The sequence below is a fragment of the Pseudomonas marincola genome, assembly GCF_900116605.1.
Taxonomy (GTDB): domain Bacteria; phylum Pseudomonadota; class Gammaproteobacteria; order Pseudomonadales; family Pseudomonadaceae; genus Aquipseudomonas; species Aquipseudomonas marincola.
Map to the genome: position 1 here is coordinate 1 of NZ_FPBC01000025.1, position 19998 is coordinate 19998.

Here is a 19998-nt window from a genome sequence, read left to right on the forward strand (position 1 = left end):
ACCCGCAAACTGGCGCAGGATGGTGGTCTCGTACAGCGCTTCCTCCATCGCCGGGTCGCTGTAGCCAAACCAGTTCTGCATCAGATGAACCCGCAGCATCGCCATCAGCGGATACGCCGGACGACCGCCTTCGCCCTTGGGATAATGCGGGGCGATCAAGGCAACCAAACCCTTCCACGGCACCACCCGATCCATCTCGATCAGGAACAGCTCTTTGCGGGTCTGTTTGCGCTTGCCGGCGTACTCGGCGTCGGCGAAGGTCATCTGCTTCATCGGAAAACTCGGCGGGTGGAGTCCGGGCATTTTGCCAAAATAAGGAAGTCTTCTTCAGAGTTTCCCTAAGGCGTCGATTGACATGCCATTGGCCCTAGCTTGGCGCAACAGTGAGTTACTGAGCAGTGAGATATCGTCAACGTTGTCGATTGGGGCAGGGATCTTCACTTGAGCCATCGTATTGCGAAGCGAGCCCTCAATTCCGGTCAGAAATCCAGTGCAAGCCGGCAAGTAGAGTTCATGTTTCAGGGCATCATACGCCTGGATAAAAAGCCAATGGGTTTCCGCGCCCAGCGAATGCTGAAGCCAATAGCTACGCTCGTTGAAGTCCGCCTGCTGTTTTTGCAGGAAACTCTCTAGCTCTTGCTCGTTACCCGACTGCTCACGGTTGTCATTCATACTGGCTACCTCGTTTCAGCCGACTGCAATTGTGGGGCATCTGCCCCGGAACAGGCCTAGGAATCAACAGCGTACCCACGAAACAGAACATCAAAGGGTGTCGGGCTTGGAGATCCATTGCAGCACCTCGTCCACGCCAACTCGATTTGCCTGCGCACGCAGTGTTTTGCCAATTTTGAACGGTGCATCCTCTCTACAACGCTCTGCAAAGCGGACGAAATTCTTATCGGCCGATATGATGATGTCCGCATCAACTAGATGGGTCGCCAGTCGTGTGTCGCCAGGGGTGCCGGTAGTGACTTTGTGCCAAGCTTGAAGAAACTCAAACGATCCACGCAGCCATTGCCGCGGAACTGCGGCGGGGTCTAACTCGTGCAGCCATAATCGATTCATCGACTCTGGCGATGAAAGCATAGCGGGCACGTCAATTTCGCTATCGAGCCATTCTCTCACCGCACTCTCATACACCTGCAGTTCCGATTTGAACATGTGCAGACTGGGCATCCGCCAGTAATGCACGGGCTTTCCAGTCCAGCCTGGAGTGCCAGCCTCTGGGACATGCCCGACGTACTGTAGGTGTGTATCTCCGCCAGGCTTGGTTTTCTTCATGCGCTCCCTTATCGCGAACGACTGCTCCACAGCCAAGCGTTCTTCTTCGTCCCGTCGAACACTTTCATTCGTTGGTGGTGTTTCGATCTCCCGGCGCGCGCGATCCCAGTAGCCTCCGGTTCGCCTTACCCAGTCGTACCTGACCCGATTGAACTCCCTAAGGTTAGGTTCGGCTATGACCCACTCAGGTCGAAGCTTGATGATCTCTGACTTGAGCTCCGCGCATTCGCTGAACACCTCGGGCATCAGTCGCTTCCAGTCCTTTTTTGTCAGTAGCTGCAGAACCTTGCGGCGGGCTTCCGGAACCGGCAGTTGCTGTACCTCATCCACCACGGCAGGGGAGACGACAATCTCAACGTCTGCGGCCCTAGCGACCGCTGCAAGCTCACAGCCAGCATCCTCATTCGCGATGTAGCTCCAAATGTTTGTATCCAAAAAAAATCGCATCAACGCTGTCTCAATCCTAAAGTAGTAAGCGTACTACGCTGTAAAAGCCGCCAAATATTGGATCACCCTAGATCAAACATCCACTGGAATCCTTCGACTGCGCCTACCTTTCAGAAAGCGTGTCTGCGTGGTATATGCATCTGCAAACACGTCTTCGGCTGGCCCGAAATGGGCGAGCGCTTTGGTACGCAAGAGCAGGGCGGGGAATTGAGTTTACTAAGCCATTAGGTCGGCATCGCCGCCCGCGTTCACCGCATGGAGTCGAACGTTTCGATAGATCACCGAAAAGGCTAAGCTAGGGTTCGCGACGTCGGCTATCAGCCTCAGAGGTTTTGGTCAGTCGCCGCAGCATGGATAGAGTGATGCCCGCGATTTCCCCCTTACTACTTGAAGGCCGATTAGGACTCCCCGATTTCGAGATCCTCTAAGTTTCTGCGTCGGCAAAGCCAGCAGATTAGATTCACTACAGAATGAGATTACCGGGATGGGCAGAGTCCAAAGGATGCGGGAAGAGGAAATGGAGCGCGGCTATTCGAGCGTTGAGGATACCTATGTATGCGAGAGGTGCATTCAAGACGCTGGGCTGAAAAAATTCGTAAGGAGACATCGTAGTCCCGGTACCTGCTCCTACTGCGATAGATCAGTCAAAGTGTCCGCCATGGATAATGTGATAGAGCACGTGGTGAACAGCCTCTGCTTGGAGTGGGGCGATCCAGCCAATGAAGGACTTCCCTACGAGACCCGAGAAGGTGGGTGGCAAGGTAATGTTTACAACATTTATGAGCTGCTTTACGACGTAGGCCCCGATTGCCCAGAAGAGATTCTAGATACCATTGCCGGGTCAATTCATGACACCGGATGGTGCGAGAAAGACCCGTATTCTCTCCCTCTTCACAAGATATTGGTCTACGGCTGGCAGAGCTTCAGTAAATTCATCACTCACACCGCGCGGTTCGTCTTTTTCAGGGCGGTCAACCCAGCATACGATCGTGACCAGCATGACGAAATGAACCCGGTTGACATCCTGGAGACCTTGGGCCGGGTTGTGGGAAGTCTAGGTCTTATTGATACGGTTCCGGGCGGGAAAAAAATTTATCGCGTTCGGATCGTCGACCAGGACGAGTTGATAACGCAGGCCAAGGATCTTGGCCCACCTCCAGCCGAACGAGCAAATATGCCTAATAGGATGAGCCCAGTAGGCATTCCGATGTTCTATGGTGCATTTGATCTCAATACAGCCATTCGTGAGATTTACGAGCCTGACAATGCGAAGGGGAAGAAGGTCGCCTCGGGCGAGTTCACTGCTCTTCGAGATCTTAGAGTGGTGGATCTATCGAAGTCGCTTCCTGTTCCCAGCCTCTTCGATCCAACACTCCAGAAGCTGCGTAACTATTACCGGTTCATGAATAACTTTATCGACGATTTCACCAAGCCAATTGAGCGTAGTGATAGAGCACACGCTGAGTACGTGCCCACCCAAGTGGTGACAGAGTATTTTCGACATGTGTATCGGACTGGAGATGGAGCTCAGATAGACGGAATCATCTACCCCAGTTCAAAGACTGGGCAGAAGGCGATCGTGATTTTCGCTGACTCTACTGCATGTACTGATGCCGAAGAAACGCAGGGAAGTGGAGCGCTTCTGAGGTTGGACAGGGCGGTCGATGTCAGCTTGGATGTATATGCAAATGTTGAAAACATCGAAATTTTTTGACCAGAATAGGCGTTTTGCGCTGGTTGATAATGCCTGGAGTCTGGTGCGCCGGAGCTTCAAGGAAGCGCATTGTGGTCGTCTCATTTATTCTTAGCGTTGCCGAGCTGTCCGCTATCCCATGCTTCCGTGAGTTCGTCTATCCGATCCGCGATCTGAGGCTTTTTCGATAGGAAAAGGCAGCGTGTGTTGCCGAAAAATTCCTCCACCAGACTAGCTGACTATATGGCTGCGGCCGGCTGGAACTCAGGTAACATGCGAGTCGCGGCGCATTGCGCTTTGACTGATGGAGTAGTTGCGTGGGAAGGACGTTCGCATTCGTCGATGAGTCTGGCAATCATGACCTGGATACGTCGAAATCGGGAAGCTCTGGCTTCTTTGTGATCTGCTCGATCATCATAGCCGAGAAAAATATGTTGGGGGCCTACGAGCGAGCAGAAGCGCTGCGCTTACAGCACTTTCAAACGGGTGAGATTGTAGTGGTCAACTAATCCCGGACACGACGTTAAGTTTTTTCTCGGCCTGAGGCGGGGCCAGCCCATCGTTGAACTGGTGCGGTCGAATCCAGTTGTACCGATGCATCAGGTAATGATTGATGTCTCGGTGCGCTTCGTGAGCCGTCATGTAGCCCACACTCGCTACCCATTCAGTTTTCAAACTGCGAAACACGCGCTCTATTGGCGTATTATCCCAACAGTTTCTACGACAACTCATGCTCTGGCGCATGCGGTAATGGGCATTGGCGGGCAGGGTATTGACGGGTACACACAATTGGAACTGCGCAGGGCTGATGGCGCTGTAGATCTGTTGCAAATGGGGATTACGGATTTTATCGACCGCGTGCGCCAAGCAGACCTGCAAGTTCAAGGGCGGACATCTGCTGAGCTGGTTAACATGGTGGCCCACCTGATGGTCAACGAGGTGCGTGAGTGCTAATCCCATGGACTGTTGACTGTGTTAGCGACGAAACAAGCGTATCAAACATAGCGCCTCGTATAAATTATTGGCGGTTCCCCAAGCAGTCTTTCAATGGCATAGGAGAAGGGATGTTCCGTCGTCTAACTCAGTTTTATCGCAATGTGATCACGTCGATGACGGCCTTTGTGATTTGGCTTTAATGCTTAGCACGAATTCGAGCCCAAATTTGTACCAAGGGCAAAGTTGTGTTGCCCTCCACCCTTCCAGTAGGCTTGAGCGATAGTGGCAGCCCGCCAGTAACACGTTGAAGGACGCAACGCATGCCTGAATCCTACAAGCCAATGCCGGCAGTGCTAGATCGGCAAATCGAAAACGAAGCTCAGGATGCATTTGGTCACAGGCATTTTTCCCAGGCACTCCAGAGCCTCATTGAGGCCGATCACCATAAGCCTCCGTTCAGCATTGGATTACTCGGCGGATGGGGAACCGGGAAAAGCTCTATCAAAGAGCTTTACACCCAAGGCCTCGCAGACGGTGCATCCGACGGTTCCGGTAAAATCTCGCGCAGGTCTCGCATCAAGAGCATCACTTTTAATGCCTGGCGTTTCGGCGGGAAAGATCAGGACATCAAGCGCGCGCTTCTGCGCCATGTTTTTATCGAGCTTGGGGGAGACGAACAGGCGCTTCATGACAAGCTCTTCCGCAACATCACACAGGTTGAGCATCAGTGGAAAGGATTTCGAGAGTATGCCTGTCAGTTATGGCGCGCGTGGTCGATGCCGTTGCCTGCCTTCCTGGTGGCCATACTGTTGCTTTTTGGTGTGCTGTGGGTTGGGCTAACCGTCCTCCCATGGAGCGACCCCTATGTTCGATCGACCTTCATCTTGGCAATAAGCGGTGCCTACAGCTATCTACTCAAGAACCTGAAGCCCTCAAAGGTCGATAGCTTCCGGTCGATCACCAAGGTTTCTCTTCCCAGCGCCAGCGCAGAACAATACGAAGAGATGCTCCTCGAACAGTTGAAAGCGTTCAAGGAGCCTTCGGGGATATTTCGAAAAGTAAACCCTTGCGAGCGCCTGGTGATCTTCGTCGATGATCTGGATCGGCTCTCAGCAGAAGAAATGGTGCTCGGCCTCGACGCCGTCCGGGCGTTCATGGAAATCCCCTCTGAAAAGCTTCCACACGGGTTGGGACTAGTGTTTGTGATCTCGTGTGACGAAGCAAAAGTAGCCGATGCGCTGGCGCGTGGTCGCGGCAAAAACCCTGAGCAGCCAGGTACCGTTTTCACGCACATGGACGCTCGTCGGTACCTTGATCGCATCTTCCAATTTCGACTTGAAATCCCGCCAGTACCTCGAGGAGACATGAGGCAATTCGCGCTGAAAAATCTCCTGTCATTTACTGAGATTGTCAGCGACCTGAAGACTTCGGGCACCAGCCCGGAGCAAGTGATTGATCGGATGATCCATGTGAATGTCGCGGATCCCCGGAACGCTCTGCAAATTGTCAACGCTTTTGCACAGTCCTGGTGGTTGGCGAAACGTCGTGAATACGAGGGCAGTGCAGGGGAGCGACCAGGCGGTCTGCACGAGGGATCGGTGACTGCTCACCCCATATCCCTGGGTGCACTCAGTGCAGCGCGGGTGAGCTTTCCGGACTTCTATCGCGATCTTCAGGATGACCCGTTGCTGCTCGGTCGACTGACCCAGTTACTGGTGAATGAAGGCTCACTCCTAGATCAACCAGTTGAGGCCCAAGCGTTATTGGGTAAGCGTTATGTAACCTTGGACAAGGATACAAAGACAACGACCATCCGCGATGACTGTAGAGAGCTTCGTCAATTCCTGTCCAGCCTTGTTGGTATTCGTTGGCCAGACTCTCTTCAGAGTCTGCTTCTGCTGTCTGAAGATCCAATAAGTCGAAAGTTTGGTGCCGGGACCAGCGTTATCTACAACCTGCTGATGTCTGGCGATACTCGCGGTGTGGTTGAGCAACTGTCAACGCGCGCTGATAATGTCGTCCTAAGCGATGACCACGCGCACCTGCTCCATGAGCTGGTCAGCGATCTACACCTGGAGACGACTGCCCGCCGTCATAATGCAATGCGTGTAATCGCCAACCTCCTTGACCGCCTACCACCACGGACAGTGCGTCTGATGCTGGGAAAACTGTGCAACGAACTGACGGCGTCACTCGATCTCCGGTCAATGATTGGTCTGGACAAAATTGGCAATGTCGTAAAAAGCGCCAATGCTCAAGAACAACGCCAAATCGCCGCAGAGTTGGTTGACGATCTACTGTCGACCAGCCAGACCATCGAATTTCGCCTTGAAACCATGCAGACTTTGTTAAAGGTTGCGCACCGTTGGTACGCCGGCTGAGCGGCTCCGAGTGCTCTCACCCATAATAGTGTTTCTCGACAGCCCGGTACGCTTGGCTATCTGATGCAGCGACAGCTTGTCGCGAAAGTACATCGCCGAATTTTCCCCAACATTTCCATGCTGATCACCCTGTGTTCTCCTGCTCGAAAAGCGAGCAGAAGCAGTTGAACACCTGGGTCAGTTTTCGGTCAGCGGCAACACGCCAGCAGCATCAACAACTCTGCCTGTAGCCTACGGTGTGTCGGGCGCTAGCATCCATGACTCCAACGCTCCGACCACATAGTCCTCAACGCCAACACCTCCTGCATGCAACTCAAGAACCTCGCGGGCCAAGGCCTTGTTATTCGTTACCGTTTCGGGTGAGTAGCCTCCAAAAAACGAGGCTTGGCTAATGTGCGATGGACGCACGTTCACAATCGTCTGACGGAAGGTCGCTGGCGCCGTTTCCTCATTGAAATGAACGTTAATCTCAATGAGATAGAGCGACAATCCGTCCGGGTCTGCCCAAAATTTCGAGCGCAGCTTAAACCTGATTCTATCCGTTTCTTGAGGCTTTAATTCGTGGTGAATCTTTTTCCTGGCTACGCTTCCAGCCTTCTCGGAGAGAGAGACGTCATAGGTAGCTGAAACATCCACAATCTGGTGATTCCGGTCTGTCACGAGGCTCCAATGCTTAACCGTGTGGAATGAAATTTCCTTATCGAAAGCGACTTCAGAGCCCGAATTTCTCAGCTTCAATTCGACATTCAAGGAATCATCATGAACGCTATGGACATAGCCCGTTGAAAGAGTAGACGTCGAAAACGAATTGGTCGAATCAGTGGCTTAGGTGGCTCATGAACATTTCCAACATAGCCTGTCGTTGAACAAAGTAGGTCGTTTCGCTTGGTGTTGCTTTCTCGGCATAGCCGGAAATAGCATCACTGCTGCGTAGCTGGGGGGATTCATGGTTGAATGGGTGTTGCAGCCCAAACGACCCATCCTGTTGCAAATGTTTTGTAACAGACTAGTTGCACCAATTTCCGGTGTGCCAATGGCACCTAGCTTGACGCTAAACTTTCATCCTGGTTGCCGCGGTCGTTATGCACGATCACTCCCTTAGGCTGCCTGCGTCGCCACAGCGCCATGTGCAAGACATTGCAGACCAAGTCGGCCTTCATGCGTTCGCTCATAGCCCAGCCGATCGCCATCCGTTAATACAGATCAATGACCACTGCTAGATACAGCCAGCCTTCCCCCGTATGCAGGTAGGTGATGTCACCCCATTTCTAATTCGGCGCAGATGCCGTGAAATCCTGCTTAAGCAGGTTCTCTGCTACTGGCAGCGAGTGCTGGGAATTGGTCGTGGCCTTGAACTTCTTGGCGGCCTAGGCGCGCAGTCCTTGCAGTTGCATCGAGGCGGCTACCCGTGCGTTCGGCCTTAATCGGATTACCCACGGCGCACCTCTTTAGCGGCGTGGCTTGTAACAGATTGATGCGTTGTATCCGTTCATCGAAAGCGAGGATAGTGTGAAAACGCAAGGTCATGGTGTGGGTCCCTGCATAGTGTTGGCGTTCAGGGACATGGCCTGGTAGCAGGCCGAAACCGGCAGGTGAAATCGGACGATCAAACTCCTTAAGAGGATCATCTCAGACTTTGAGCATGGTAACGTTGTGCGGAGTCAACCGTGCGCAGGTCGACAAAACCGCAGTCGACCGGGTTATCAGGAAAATATTCGCCCTCATCGTAGTGCGGCTTTTAACCGATGCAGCCGCCATAAGCATTTCCATGGAGCAGGGCGACGCCGTTCGTTGGCTCAGACTCGCTCAGTTTCCAGCAGCCCAGCAGGCTCTGTTGCCAGTAGCGGGGGCCGCGCAAGCGAAGGCGTTTTCCAGTTAGCCAATTCTCAGCAAGGCGTAAAACGTGGATAGAGGGTGGCTTTCAGGTGGCCTTACGGTGCCTACAATCAACACCTCAGTTGTTGGCTTGAAGGCAGTCAAGTCGCTGGGGTAAAGCAGGCTGGAGCGCTTGGGTTCGTCGCGCCAGGTATCCTGTAGGCACAGAAAGGGCTAACGCTCGAGCGCCGTCATCACTCCATTGATAATCCCAGGCGAGCGTTGCCTTGGCAGAAAAAGGCAGTGATAGCGGTTGCCGTGATAGAAACGATGCTCGAATCCCTGAGTGGGAAACGAGGACTGACTACGATCGTCATGGCCCTCCTTGCCTTTTAGTTGAGGGCGGTCTTCTTGGCGTCTACGTCGACCAACTCGGTTCCGTTATTCTGGCGAGTAGGGCAGGGCACCTCGCGAAAGGTTCAAACGGGATGAGGTTCGAAATTCCAACGGATCGCCCGCCCATGCGCCATTGAGGTGGGATGTAAGGTACTGAAAAGGGACAGGAGATTCGCTATGCGAGCTGAACTTCTTCGCGGCTCTGGATACTCTGCGTACCGTGCACACCTAGAAACCTTGCTTGATATTTCTGTCTTGGCCAGTGATATGGATATTTACAACTCCATTACGAAAGGTTTTCCCGCAGCCCGACTGGTGCAGTTGACTGAAGATGGAACGGTGTCGCCGCTCGAACGTGATCAAATCATCCCACCGCAGGCGCTAAAAAATCGCATCAACCGTGATCAGCTCCTGACAGTTGAAGAGAGTGACCGCTTCTTTCGCGTCGCGCATATCCACGCTATGGCCGATGCGGTGTTTGGTGAGTCCGAGAAAGCCAAGCATTGGCTCTCAAAGCCCAAAGTGCGATTCGGCGGAATGGCACCAATGCAGATGCTTACAACTCAGCAAGGCACAAGCCAGGTTGAAGAAATGCTCCTGCAACTCGCAAAAGGGGTCGTGCTGTGACCTTACAATCAGATCAGCCGGCGGAGGCATCTACGTAAGGTCTGCCTGGTAGGATGGCTAAAGCGGTAGAGCGTGGAACGGTAGCCGAATGACCACATACCGTAATGTATAGTCGTTACAAACCTGGGCCAGCTTGCCATAGGGCAACTCAGCCGATCATGCCGTAATCTGTAGTCGTCGCAGTTCGATCTGTGGAACTAGTTTATGTCCGTAGATGGCTTGATTGGCTTGGCAACACGCTTGCTCGTGTACCGATTCTTGCCCCAATCCTAATGAGGCTGAGCCAGTAGATCGTCATGCTCGAAAGATGAGTCACTGGTCGACGAAGCTGCCCCAGGCTCGAGAGCTGCGCAGGTACTGGACGCTGTGTTTATGGCAATTTGGCGATGTAAGTTCAAGCCCGAAGCTGGCGTAATCGCCAGTCGAAGTGGCGACCCAGTCAGTAGAGTGGCCGCATTGTGATGTGCCGGCTAAACCGGCGCAGTTAGGATGTTATGGCACCAGACATAGTTGACCCCATAGCCCTTTTCGGGATCCTCTGCGCAGGCCATGAGGTGGAAGGCCATCGATAATTCCGGGGCAGTTTCCACCTTGTAGAAGACCTTGTCTTGTGCGTAGCGAACCATAAATCCCGTAAGAATATCTGCTGCCTGGATGCCCACTGAGTCTTCTGATCGCGCTATCGACAGCTCTGCCTGCTGCAAGAACTGATAGTTGGCGATGGGAGATATCTCTCGCTCAGGTATCGCGTCCTCGGCTGCTTGTTTGGCCGAAAATAAGATGTCGTCAAACTGTGTCTGAACGTCATGAACCAGCTTCACGTGTTTGATTTCGCCATCGTGAGCATGATTGATTCGTGCGTACAAGTTAGTCAGAGAAGAATAATTCGGCAATATCCATACATCCTTCCCTTTCTTCCCAGGATCCGGCATGGGTAGGAACCGACGAACTACCTCAGTTTCTGAGGATTCGTCGAGAAGCATAGTCTGGAAGTCATCTATTGTTTCTAGAATCGATTCGACCATGCTCGCATGCTGCGATGTGGCTCCAGATCGAGCGAATTTCAATATGTACTCGAAGGCCTGTAGCAGGTCCTCCTTGCTTTGGCTCTGGCACGCTTTGAAGTATTTGGTGAAGACCTCGTTTGGGGCCTCTTTGGTGAGCATCTGTGCAAACACTGTGCGAATGAAATCCAGCCCCTTGCTTTCAGGGCCAGAAAAGTACGGCGGCCATACAAGGTAGAATACGAGATTGGTTGCGGCAAAAAACTTCTTTTCCACCAGCTCAATGAAGAATGGTATCTTTCTATCCGTGATTAATTTAACAAGGTCAAGTATGAAGCTGGGCTTGTTTTTGTAGATTTTTGTCGATTTAAGATCGTTGGCCTGTATGCGGTGCTTAAGCTTCAAAGAATTAATGTCACGCTCAAACTGCGCCAGATCCTTGATACCAAGACACCCCAGACCGAAATAGGGTTGTCCCCCGTAGCTCAGGGCCTCTCCCCCGAGAATTAGATCGCCTGTGTTCCCTGACTCGTCGATGAAGTACGTGATTTCAGCAGAATCTTCAATCACCTGATCTGTCATGTCGTCCCCCAGATATGCGGCTAGCCAGCTAAAATGTCCATTGCACTCTTGACATGCCCTGCGGCTGCTTAGGCGTGGAAGCCTTAATACAGGATGTTGGCGGAGTGCGTTGGCCTGTCGGTTAAACAGCCGTTCAACCATTGTTGCCCTATTTTCTACGCTCCCATTCCTCATCACTCACAACGTTCACAATCGTGGTCAGCGACGAGTAGACGTGGAAATCAGGAAGGTGACTCACGATCTGTTCACCCTCAAAGTAGTGATGCGCAATCGACGGAAACAGCTTCTCCGGTACCGGATGTAAGGCATTGGGGTTATGGAACATACTCATGCCCTCGGCCCATGTTTCCCCGCAGCTTTCATCGACCTCATATGCGAACATTTTCGGCATAGAAGCGTCGGGATCATGATCGTGGTAAGTGCCCATACGGAACAGCCGTACGGTGCTTTCTCCAAAGCCCGCTTGCTTGCCCATCCTGTTGAACTTGGAAATGGTGCCGCTTGCCGAGAACATGATTGCACTGATGTTTTCCGCGCCTGGTTGGAAGAAGAAGCCAGACGGGATCTCTTTGGCGCCCACGATGTGTTTATCGATTTTCTGAGGGGTGATGATTAGCTTCCCTGCCTCATCATAGTGATGGTCGTGATGCACCCCGTAGAGGTAGTTGATGAGGGCCGTGGATGTCCACAGCATCGACTGATTCTCATGAAAATCCGCTATAGCGATGACCAGTGGCTTGCCAGCGACGTGATCAAGCTCCCAGTACTTCTTCTGCAGCTTGGAAAAGAGCGGGCTTCCAAACCTGATGGGCATTTCATCCCGGGTTTTTTCCTTGATTTGCTCCGGAGTCATTTCTGTGATTTTGTCGAAGTCAGCCTCCGTCAGCTGGCCCTTGCGGCCAACGATGGTCGCTTCGATGGCTACGCTATGCCCGTACTTTTGAATGATAAAGTCCGGGGCATAGTGCTCGCGATCGAAGAAGAGCCCTTCCTCCACCAAATAAGCGTTCAGATAGAGCTCCCAGACCCTTGCATCAAAGCCTGTGGTCTGGAATTGCTCAATGAAATTGCCGTCGATATCGACGTAGTGGGGCATCATCTCTCGGATGATGCCTCTTGCTGCGACATGAGAAGGTTGAGTAGACAGGATTCGAAAATAGGGATGAAGCTTTTCCTCTGCTTTGACCGGGGTGAAGATTTCCATCGCCTCACCAGTTTCATCGTCTTGCTCGAAAACCGTCTGGCCGCTCAAAGTCACGGCCGTAATGCGGTCTACCAGCCAGGTATGAGCTTCCTGAGGCGTTTCCATGGAAATCTTCTGGTCGAAACATCGATAGCGACCTATGGCGTCTCTCCCGAGCAATATGGCCGTAAAATCCTTGTCGAAGATGTCGATCAGCAGTATCCCGAGGACGGTCTCCTCTTCATTGGAGAACCATCCAATCTCCCGGGTGAAAAGCTCAGTCATCGGGCTGCGCGACTGCCCTATGAGGGCTGAAAAACGCTTCAAATCCATTTTCTGGATTGTCACACTCGTCATGTGCGTCTCCGTCCTGATGCAGGTTACGTTGCGAGATGAGTAAAATGGCGACGGAATTGATCCAAAAGGGTCATGCGTCCAGCGTGTCTTTACCCTGCTCTGGAAAGTGGTTGCGAGAGTAAGAGCCGGCTAGCTCCTTTCGGCAGAATCAGCGGGTGGGATCATACGATCTCCACCTCTTCAGGCTCTAACCAGCCGGCCTCGATAACCCGTTGCTTCGCGAGCTCGGGTTGCGCGGTGTACACCACAATCGCGAGGCTTTCCTCGGCCCGGCTGCAAGTGACATACAACAAACGTCGCGTCCGGGACAGCGCGTCATCCTTACCAGCGCGCTGATTCTTGATGTCGTTCGCTGAGGGCGGCTCAACGCCCAGCAGCTTCTCGTAGCTGAAGAGGAACCCTCCAGCCTCTTCATCATTGAGAATCACCATGACTCTTGGAAACTCCAACCCCTTCACCCCTTGGTGGGTATCGAAAGGGGACAAGCCTTGGGCATACCCTGCGAATGCGGCCATTTCAGAATAATGTCGCCCCAACAGCAGCCGGTAGGCATGCACCTCAAGTGCTTCACGGTCGACGGTCTCAGGGGGCTCCTCGTCGGTCACACCCAGCACGAGGGCCACTCTGAGCCGATCTGGTATTTCGAGCAGCCCCGTTTCCGCTAGCACCCCCACAATCTCGGCCAGGGTAGGGTCGTTATCGCTGCACAACCCACACAGAGTTTGACAGGCACCACCAACCTGCTGAAGCAATGCAAGTTGATTGGGAGCGACTTTCATGTGCTCAGCATCGAGGAGGGGTGACCTCAACCGCACGGCTTCCATGAGGGCGAATTCGCTGCTATTGGCGGCGTCCAAGATGGGCATGAGGCCCTCAAAGAAAAGTCTGAGTACCGGTAGCGTGCCATCCAGTAAGCTTGTGCGCAGATGCTCAGCTGCGTAGAGCGGGGTAAAGACCCCCTCAAAACCGAGGCGCCTGCCAGCCATCTTGTGCTCCAGGATGAGCGTTTTTCGCGCCGAGGTTCCAACGGCCCACTGCTCATCACCGGTGACTTGCGACATCCGCTGAGCGATCTGCGCCTCCAACTCAAATCCACCAGCAGCAACCTGCCGGGTGCAGAACATACGTACGGCCCCTCGTATGGCACCGGGTCGTGGGGTCTGTTGGTGATCGTCTGCGGCCCGGCGGATGATGTTGATCAGTTCAACCACCCTCGTTGGGCATCGTCTGTTCACGGGTTTCTCTGGGATGGCCCAGTCAGCAGGGATGACCTGCTCCAAATGCTCTTTCCCATCGTTGTAGATCCGCTGCATGGTGTCGCCCAGCAGCCCAAGACAAAACCGCTTTGGGATCAGTGATTGGGCGGTCAGGAAAGCATCCATGAGTGGGCCGTAGGTGTCCTGGCTTTCATCGATCAGGAGCACCGGGTATTGATCGGCCATCACGTCCAGCAAAGGAGGCCGCTGAATAAAGGCTGCCGCCATCTGGACAACCTCGGCATGATTCAGCGCTTGGCGCCCCCGGTTTTCCCCCGTTGGACTGTAGGTAAAGTTGATGACGTCGCCCAGTGCTGCCAGCCGTCGTGTTTTGCTTTCGAGGGACGCACGGTTTGCACGCGCCGTCTTGTTTTCTCCCCTGGCTCTGGCGAGCTTATCGTTCAGCTCAGCAATATCCTCCGCGAGTTTGATGCGCAGCCATTCACGGATGTCGTCATTAAAGCCTTGGATCATTCGCCAGGAAAACGCATGTATGGTGGATACGACCACCAAGGGATCGTGCTCTAGCCGACGGGCGATCTCCTCACACGCCGCATTGGTATAGGTGATGATGGCAACTTGGCGTCCTTCGAAGGTCAGCCTTTTGTGCTCACGCGATTTCAGCTCGCTCACAGCTGTGACTAAGGAATGTGTTTTTCCTGACCCTGCGCCGGCGTACAGGAAGAAGCTCTGTGGGCGATCTAAGTCCAGGCAATCCCGGATCATCTCATCTGCATCACGGACGCGATCACCATGCTCAGTCGTTGCCGGACTCATTCTTCTGTCACCTCGACGATAGCGGGCGGAAGGACCAGAAGATCTTTTCGTTTGAGCTCAAGCTTCGATTGCAGCCACGTCAACCCTTCGTGAATGTAGGCCGGTACCACGAGCTGACCGAAGTCAGGATCGCCCAAGACCTCCAATGCGAATTCCGCTTTGTCGCCAGTACGCAGCTTCTCGAACAGAGTTACCCCCAACGCTTGTACTGTATCGGCTTTCTGAATGGCCTCGCTGAACGCACGCATCAATCCGCGCCGAGGCTTTCCGGTGAAACGCTGGACATTGCTCAATACGAGACTGTCCTCGAACGTGTTTGGCAACGCTTCGGATTCCGCGCCGGATTTTGGAATTCGGATCGTCACAGGGGTCTGATAGGCGATTCTGATCGAATAGAGGTCATCGATCTCTTCCACCTTGTGCGAGTCGTCCAGATCGAGCAACGTATCCACATCATGACTGAGCCCTGTTCCCCGCATCCAATGGCGGACGGTGGGGTTGTTCGTGACCTGATCAGCCCCCCTGGCCACAGGTTGAGCTGCCTTGTTTTTTCCTGCATCGAGGTCGGTAATCACCAGCGTCGCGATACCCAATGCGTCGATCAACGGTCTCAGACGATGAGCATGGCTTCCTCCGATATCGAGAATGGTGATGTAGCACTGATCAAGAAATTTGAAATGCTGCCGCAAGAAGTGGGGCAGGATCATTCGCTCTGCAGCCCCTTCGACCAGGATTACTGCGTCCGCAAAGAAGAGGTCTGCGTGATGCGCTCGCAGGTAGCGCGTGACGAACTCTTTGGTTTTCCCGGCTTGACCGAATACCGTGCTGAGGTTTGAGACGGTGGACACGGGGATGGGGATGTCCGCCATACCGGATGGAAGGCGCCTGAAGTACCGCAGGTGCTCATACTCGATTTCATGCGCAACGTGGCTTGAGTGGGAGCTGACGACCAGCTGAGTTCTTAGGTTCGGGAACTCCTCAAGCAACGGATCATTGCACAGCACATGGTATGCATGCTTTATGAATGCCTGTTGCACTTGGACGTGCAGGTGTGCTTCGGGTTCTTCGACCAGCACTAGATGGATGGGCTCAACGTTAGCAGCACTGCGCTCCTCGGGAGTGCGGGACTTTCTCAGCCAGTCATCACGAAACGCCATCAACCGGAAGATCATGGAAATGAGATTCTGGTAACCCAGTCCATTGGATGTCTCAGGAAGACTCAAGCGCGGTTCACCTGGTGCACCCGCAACCGAGTCCAGCTCAAACAATACAGCGGCCTCATGATCCAGTCCGTCTGTTGGGCCGAGGCGAGTTGCAACCTTGATGCTGGGATCGCTGTTGTTTGGGTAACCGAGGCCCGCTACTTCCCTAAGCGCCGGCGCAAAGCTGCTTGTGAGTCTGCTGTCAAAGGCACTTTGTGCCGCCTCAATCGCCCTCAGCGCTTCCAGATCTGACACATCTGGACTATCGCCAGGGTCAAGGTGGCGGCGATAGTAGGTGCGTAGCTGCTCAGATAGCTTTCGGCCGCTACCAGCTTTACTTTCTTCTTGTCCTTCGTCGGCACTATCCCCAAATCCGCGCTGTGCATTTATCTCGTGAACACGGATAAGGTTCAGAAGTGGATTTCGGTCAAGCGGTACTGCAGTATCGGCCAGTGCCTGAAGGGTAGCGGTTCTAGTCTTGGGATTAGGGGGTGAAAGCTCGCTGGGATTCAAACGGTACCAACGAACCTTGAACGTTTTCACCAGGCGCCTGTTGAGGTAGTCATGAAGGTTTTGCGGCCATAACTGCAGAGGAGGCCGTTCCTGTCCATCCGCAGCCTGGTTCTGTATTTCCTCGAGGAGCTTGGCAACACGCGTGCGCTCTTTCCGGTAATCGGAATACAGCATTGGAAGGTCGTCCGGCTCCAACCGAAACCGCATTCCCACCATGCCGCCTGACCAAGAAAAGTTGGGGATCAGATCGCGAATGTGGTGGAGCTCACCCTGAGCGGCGTGTATCCACACATCCAGTGTCGGCAGCCAGTCGGCCCAGGTGTTGGTTTTCGGAATCGTGAAGCTTTCATCCGCCTGTTCCCACTCACGCCCAATCGCATCAAGCGTGGCGATGTGACACAGGGTCAGATCCTGCAATCGGAACGTCGTGGGCTTAACCAGAAACTTGCGCAACGCCAGCATCGCTGACGACTTACCGCTATTGTTGGCCCCCACCAAGAGAGTCGTTTCGGCGGCTAAATCGATTCTGACGGACTTCAGCTTGCGAAAATTCGCGAGCTCCAAGTGCTGGATACGCATTAGGGTCATCCTTGAAGGGAAGAGGGCTGATGGCAGTAAGCCATCCAACGGTGTTGATCTTAGCTCAGTGGTTGGAAGTCACCAATGATCCTCGCAAGGATTCGGCGCTCCGGGGCGTGACTATGCCCGATGCAAACGCGCATGGTTTCATGTGATCATCGCTGGGCAGTACAGAGACCAGTTACATACGTGGCTGAGGAGCTTTTCAACAGAGCGGCGGATGCCAGACTTTGGATCCGTTACCCTTCCTTTGGTGATCCCCGGCGCAGGGCTTTCATTCGACATACCCTGTAGGTGGTTTCGGCAATTAGCTGCATGCCTTATCGAAGACCCCGCGGCTCACCGTGGTGCGTTTGAACGACGTCTCCCCCGATTTGAGTAGCACTCACTTTTAGAGTCCAATTCCAACAACCAAGGAGATTGGACATGAAAAAACGTTTCACTGAAGAGCAAATCATTGGCTTCCTGCGCGAAGCTGAGGCTGGGTTACCGATCAAGGAACTCTGCCGCCAGCACGGCTTTTCGGAGGCCAGTTATTATGTCTGGCGTAGTAAATTTGGCGGGATGAGCGTGTCGGATGCCAAGCGCCTGAAAGAGCTTGAAACCGAAAACGCCCGACTGAAAAAAATGCTCGCCGAGTCAATGCTGGAGATCGAAGTCACCCGTGAGGCTTTGCGAAAAAAGTGGTGAGCGCACCCTCACGTCGCGAGCTGGTGCGCCATATGACGGCCCGAGGTTTGAGTGAGCGCCGGGCGCTTCAGGTGATTCGCATGAGCGCCAGCGCACTGCGATACCAGCCAAGGCCAGACCGTAACCAGAACTTGCGTGAGCGCATTGTAGCCCTGGCTCATAGACACCGACGTTATGGCGCAGCAATGATTTACTTGAAGCTGCGTCAGGCTGGCGAGATGGTCAACCACAAGCGGGTAGAACGCTTGTATACCGAGGCCCGCTTGCAAGTAAAAAGGCGTAAGCGCAAGAAAATCCCGATAGCGGATCGACAACCGTTAGGTCGCCCGCGTACCGCCAATCAGATCTGGTCGATGGACTTCGTGTTTGATCGAACGGCTGAGGGGCGCGTGATCAAGAGTTTGACCGTGGTTGACGATGCAACTCATGAGGCTGTAGCCATCGTGCCTGAACGAGCCATTGGTGGGCACACCCTGACGCGAATTTTGGATCGCCTGGCTGTGTCGCGAGGATTGCCCAAATCGATCCGTACAGACAATGGCAAGGAGTTCTGCGGCCGCGCCATGCTGACCTGGGCTAATCAACGTGGAGTGAAATTGTTTTTAATTGAGCCAGGTAAGCCCAATCAGAACGCTTACATCGAATCGTTTAACGGCCGTTTTCGTGATGAATGCCTGAACGAACACTGGTTCACCAGTCTGACGCAGGCCAAGGTGATCATTGAGTCTTGGCGGCGGGAGTACAACGAAGAGCGACCGAATAAAGGACTTGGTGGTTTGACTCCATCCGCCTATGCCGAGCAACTGGCCTCAAAAACCGTTACATTTACTCAGGACTCTAAAGCCAACTGCTACTGAAGATGGGGAGACGTCGGTCCCATGACCACTTTTGGCCGCGCTCTGGCAGTCTAGCCACATAGCTTACTGGTCAGGTCAAATGCAATCGCTGGTCAGGACCAATGCGACTGACTGGTCAGGTGGGTGCAATTACGCAGACGGGGAGACGTCGATCACTAGTAGTGGTTTTTGCTTCACAATTCGCAAGGAATTCGCCGTCACCACTTTGAGCGCAAAATAAATCTATATGTTTAGGAGTGTCAAAAATCCATGAAATCAGAAGAGGCAAAATACATAATTATCGGTCGTTACAAAGCTGAAGCCTATCAAGTATTATCTAAACGTACTCGTTATCAAACACGCTTTCTCGACATAGCTGTAGCCAAAGGATTTGAGATGGAGCCTGTTGGTCGTTTAGCTGGCGCTTCGCTAGCTATGCCACAGTCATAGCCAGAGCAGGCAGCACATCTTCGCGAAGAGCAACATCAAGATGAGGTGGGTTATTTAATGGTACTGGTTTCTAGCCCCCGGTAATCGGCACGATGTGCACTTCATCCCGGCCGTCAGCCCGACAGGTCTATTTTGTTTTTAGCGGCGTTAGTTTAGGTAAAATTTTCGCACTGGGTAATGCTTGCAACGCTGAGAGCTGTTGCCGGGTTTCTTCCCAAGCTGGGAAAAATTTACGCCATGCGGCCATACCGCCCATCTCACCGACTGCGAGGAGCATGGCTTTGTGAGAAGCAATAAGTAGATCGCGTTCGGCTTTTAGGGTCTCGTTTTCCTGTGTCAGTCGGGCCACACGCGCTTGTAGGTTGGTACGAGATTGTTTGTCTGTCTTTTCCACCAGAGCATGTAGTTCAGATTGACGTGCTTGATACTGGTCGAGTAATGCCTTGCGTGCTGGCTGACGCGTTATATCGCTGGCGTGCTTGAAGGGGCAATCTTGCTCCCGGATCACGGAACGCGCTGTGATAACCACATTGTTGTTAAGCATGCGTTTGAGGATAGCTTCAAGCTCGCGAGCCCTCATACAGGCCTCCAAGTTTTTGGCTCATCCAGTATGCTCGTTCCGTGTTTATCCTCTACGCCGCGATAGAGATCCTTGCCCTCAGGGAAAGGGTGCTCCATCGGAGCAGTGACAAGGATTTTCTCCAGACTTTCTAGTCTAGATTGGGCGTGTTTTAGCTGATTCTGCCATCCAATATTCCGGGCCTCAGGTGGACTGGCCTCGATGACATTAACTACAGCAAACATCCGATGTTTCAATTGTTCTAGCCTTTGCTGTTCCTCAGGGATACCCGAGCGAGTCAGGTGTCGGCAGTCGTAGCATTCAAGGTGCTTGGGGCAGGGGTCTACCGTGAAACTGTTCACGCAAAAACCAAACGGAGTGGCATGCAAGCCATCAGCCTCGGCAGAAAGATAGCGGAAAGCTTCGTCGTCGCC

17 protein-coding genes and 4 pseudogenes are annotated in these 19998 nt (G+C 53.3%); 6 read left to right on the forward strand and 15 right to left on the reverse strand.

Features of this window, described 5'->3' with window-relative positions; all coding sequences use genetic code 11:
* The 3 genes from BM395_RS22740 to BM395_RS22750 form a co-directional block, all read right to left on the reverse strand.
* Positions 1-273: transposase (locus tag BM395_RS22740; RefSeq protein ID WP_141124128.1), on the reverse strand; the 273-nt coding region annotated here is incomplete at its 3' end.
* A 54-nt stretch (positions 274-327) separates the two neighbouring features.
* The gene (locus BM395_RS22745; RefSeq protein ID WP_244529034.1) at positions 328-672 is read right to left on the reverse strand and encodes a hypothetical protein; all 345 of its coding nucleotides are present in this window, start codon (positions 670-672) and stop codon (positions 328-330) included.
* A gap of 90 nt (positions 673-762) precedes the next feature.
* Positions 763-1728 carry a PIN domain-containing protein gene (locus BM395_RS22750; RefSeq protein WP_090515864.1) on the reverse strand — a complete coding sequence of 322 codons (966 nt, stop codon included), beginning with the start codon at positions 1726-1728 and terminating at the stop codon, positions 763-765.
* Between the two features lie 517 nt (positions 1729-2245).
* Here BM395_RS22750 and BM395_RS22755 point away from each other — a divergent pair.
* Positions 2246-3442, forward strand: coding sequence for a HEPN-associated N-terminal domain-containing protein (locus BM395_RS22755; RefSeq protein WP_280142257.1), 1197 nt, complete (start codon positions 2246-2248; stop codon positions 3440-3442).
* A gap of 80 nt (positions 3443-3522) precedes the next feature.
* Here the strand turns inward: BM395_RS22755 and BM395_RS23685 are convergent.
* Positions 3523-3651: pseudogene (locus BM395_RS23685) on the reverse strand (AbrB/MazE/SpoVT family DNA-binding domain-containing protein); the annotation flags it as partial.
* A gap of 87 nt (positions 3652-3738) precedes the next feature.
* On the opposite strand from BM395_RS23685, the gene BM395_RS22760 reads away from it, so the two are divergent.
* Positions 3739-3930: a DUF3800 domain-containing protein gene (locus BM395_RS22760; RefSeq protein ID WP_090515867.1), complete on the forward strand. Its 192-nt coding sequence runs from the start codon at positions 3739-3741 to the stop codon at positions 3928-3930.
* Here the strand turns inward: BM395_RS22760 and BM395_RS22765 are convergent.
* A pseudogene (locus BM395_RS22765) lies at positions 3923-4171 on the reverse strand (integrase core domain-containing protein); the annotation flags it as partial. The gene BM395_RS22760 and the pseudogene BM395_RS22765 overlap by 8 nt on opposite strands.
* Before the next feature lie 527 nt (positions 4172-4698).
* Here BM395_RS22765 and BM395_RS22770 point away from each other — a divergent pair.
* Positions 4699-6738 carry a KAP family P-loop NTPase fold protein gene (locus tag BM395_RS22770; protein WP_244529035.1) on the forward strand — a complete coding sequence of 680 codons (2040 nt, stop codon included), beginning with the start codon at positions 4699-4701 and terminating at the stop codon, positions 6736-6738.
* Here BM395_RS22770 and BM395_RS23485 read toward each other — a convergent pair.
* The 4 genes and pseudogenes from BM395_RS23485 to BM395_RS23920 all read right to left on the reverse strand — a co-directional run.
* Positions 6699-6857, reverse strand: a pseudogene (locus BM395_RS23485) (IS21 family transposase); the annotation flags it as partial. The gene BM395_RS22770 and the pseudogene BM395_RS23485 sit on opposite strands and share 40 nt — an antisense overlap.
* Positions 6858-6969: 112 nt before the next feature.
* Entirely contained in the window at positions 6970-7488 is a 519-nt protein-coding gene (locus tag BM395_RS22775) for a hypothetical protein (RefSeq protein WP_090515871.1), read from the reverse strand.
* A 314-nt stretch (positions 7489-7802) separates the two neighbouring features.
* Positions 7803-8144 (reverse strand): annotated as a pseudogene (locus BM395_RS22780) (DDE-type integrase/transposase/recombinase); the annotation flags it as partial.
* 469 nt (positions 8145-8613) lie between these two features.
* Complete coding sequence (locus tag BM395_RS23920; RefSeq protein ID WP_090515876.1) at positions 8614-8781, reverse strand: DUF2169 domain-containing protein; 168 nt, start codon at positions 8779-8781, stop codon at positions 8614-8616.
* Positions 8782-9126: 345 nt separating this feature from the next.
* Between BM395_RS23920 and BM395_RS22795 the strand changes: the two genes are divergently transcribed.
* Positions 9127-9576, forward strand: a complete 450-nt coding sequence (locus tag BM395_RS22795) for an antitoxin Xre/MbcA/ParS toxin-binding domain-containing protein (protein ID WP_090515878.1) — start codon at positions 9127-9129, stop codon at positions 9574-9576.
* A gap of 470 nt (positions 9577-10046) precedes the next feature.
* Here BM395_RS22795 and BM395_RS22800 read toward each other — a convergent pair whose 3' ends face one another.
* The 4 genes from BM395_RS22800 to BM395_RS22815 all read right to left on the reverse strand — a co-directional run bounded on the left by BM395_RS22800 (position 10047) and on the right by BM395_RS22815 (position 17029).
* On the reverse strand, positions 10047-11162 hold the full coding sequence (locus BM395_RS22800) for a DUF3800 domain-containing protein (RefSeq protein WP_170860644.1): 1116 nt from the start codon (positions 11160-11162) through the stop codon (positions 10047-10049).
* Positions 11163-11310: 148 nt separating this feature from the next.
* A complete protein-coding gene (locus tag BM395_RS22805; RefSeq protein ID WP_090515882.1) occupies positions 11311-12702 on the reverse strand; it encodes a glycosaminoglycan attachment protein in 1392 nt (463 codons plus the stop codon).
* 161 nt (positions 12703-12863) lie between these two features.
* Positions 12864-14735, reverse strand: a complete 1872-nt coding sequence (locus tag BM395_RS22810; protein WP_090515884.1) for a UvrD-helicase domain-containing protein — start codon at positions 14733-14735, stop codon at positions 12864-12866.
* A complete protein-coding gene (locus BM395_RS22815; RefSeq protein WP_090515886.1) occupies positions 14732-17029 on the reverse strand; it encodes an AAA family ATPase in 2298 nt (765 codons plus the stop codon). The genes BM395_RS22810 and BM395_RS22815 overlap by 4 nt, the downstream gene beginning before the upstream one ends.
* A 426-nt stretch (positions 17030-17455) precedes the next feature.
* Here BM395_RS22815 and BM395_RS22820 point away from each other — a divergent pair.
* Both BM395_RS22820 and BM395_RS22825 read left to right on the forward strand, forming a co-directional pair.
* Positions 17456-18576, forward strand: a protein-coding gene (locus tag BM395_RS22820; protein WP_090515889.1) for an IS3 family transposase whose coding sequence is annotated in 2 segments (ribosomal slippage) — positions 17456-17714 and positions 17714-18576 — 1122 coding nt in all. Because the reading frame shifts where the segments join, the coding sequence is not laid out codon by codon here.
* A 249-nt stretch (positions 18577-18825) separates the two neighbouring features.
* A complete protein-coding gene (locus BM395_RS22825) occupies positions 18826-19005 on the forward strand; it encodes a hypothetical protein (RefSeq protein ID WP_090515891.1) in 180 nt (59 codons plus the stop codon).
* Positions 19006-19132: 127 nt separating this feature from the next.
* Here the strand turns inward: BM395_RS22825 and BM395_RS22830 are convergent, their stop codons facing one another.
* Together BM395_RS22830 and BM395_RS23490 are read right to left on the reverse strand one after the other, a co-directional pair.
* The gene (locus BM395_RS22830; RefSeq protein ID WP_090515893.1) at positions 19133-19585 is read right to left on the reverse strand and encodes a hypothetical protein; all 453 of its coding nucleotides are present in this window, start codon (positions 19583-19585) and stop codon (positions 19133-19135) included.
* Positions 19582-19998, reverse strand: a 417-nt coding sequence (locus tag BM395_RS23490; protein WP_212633041.1) for a hypothetical protein, incomplete at its 5' end; no start/stop codon positions are given. The genes BM395_RS22830 and BM395_RS23490, both read right to left, overlap by 4 nt.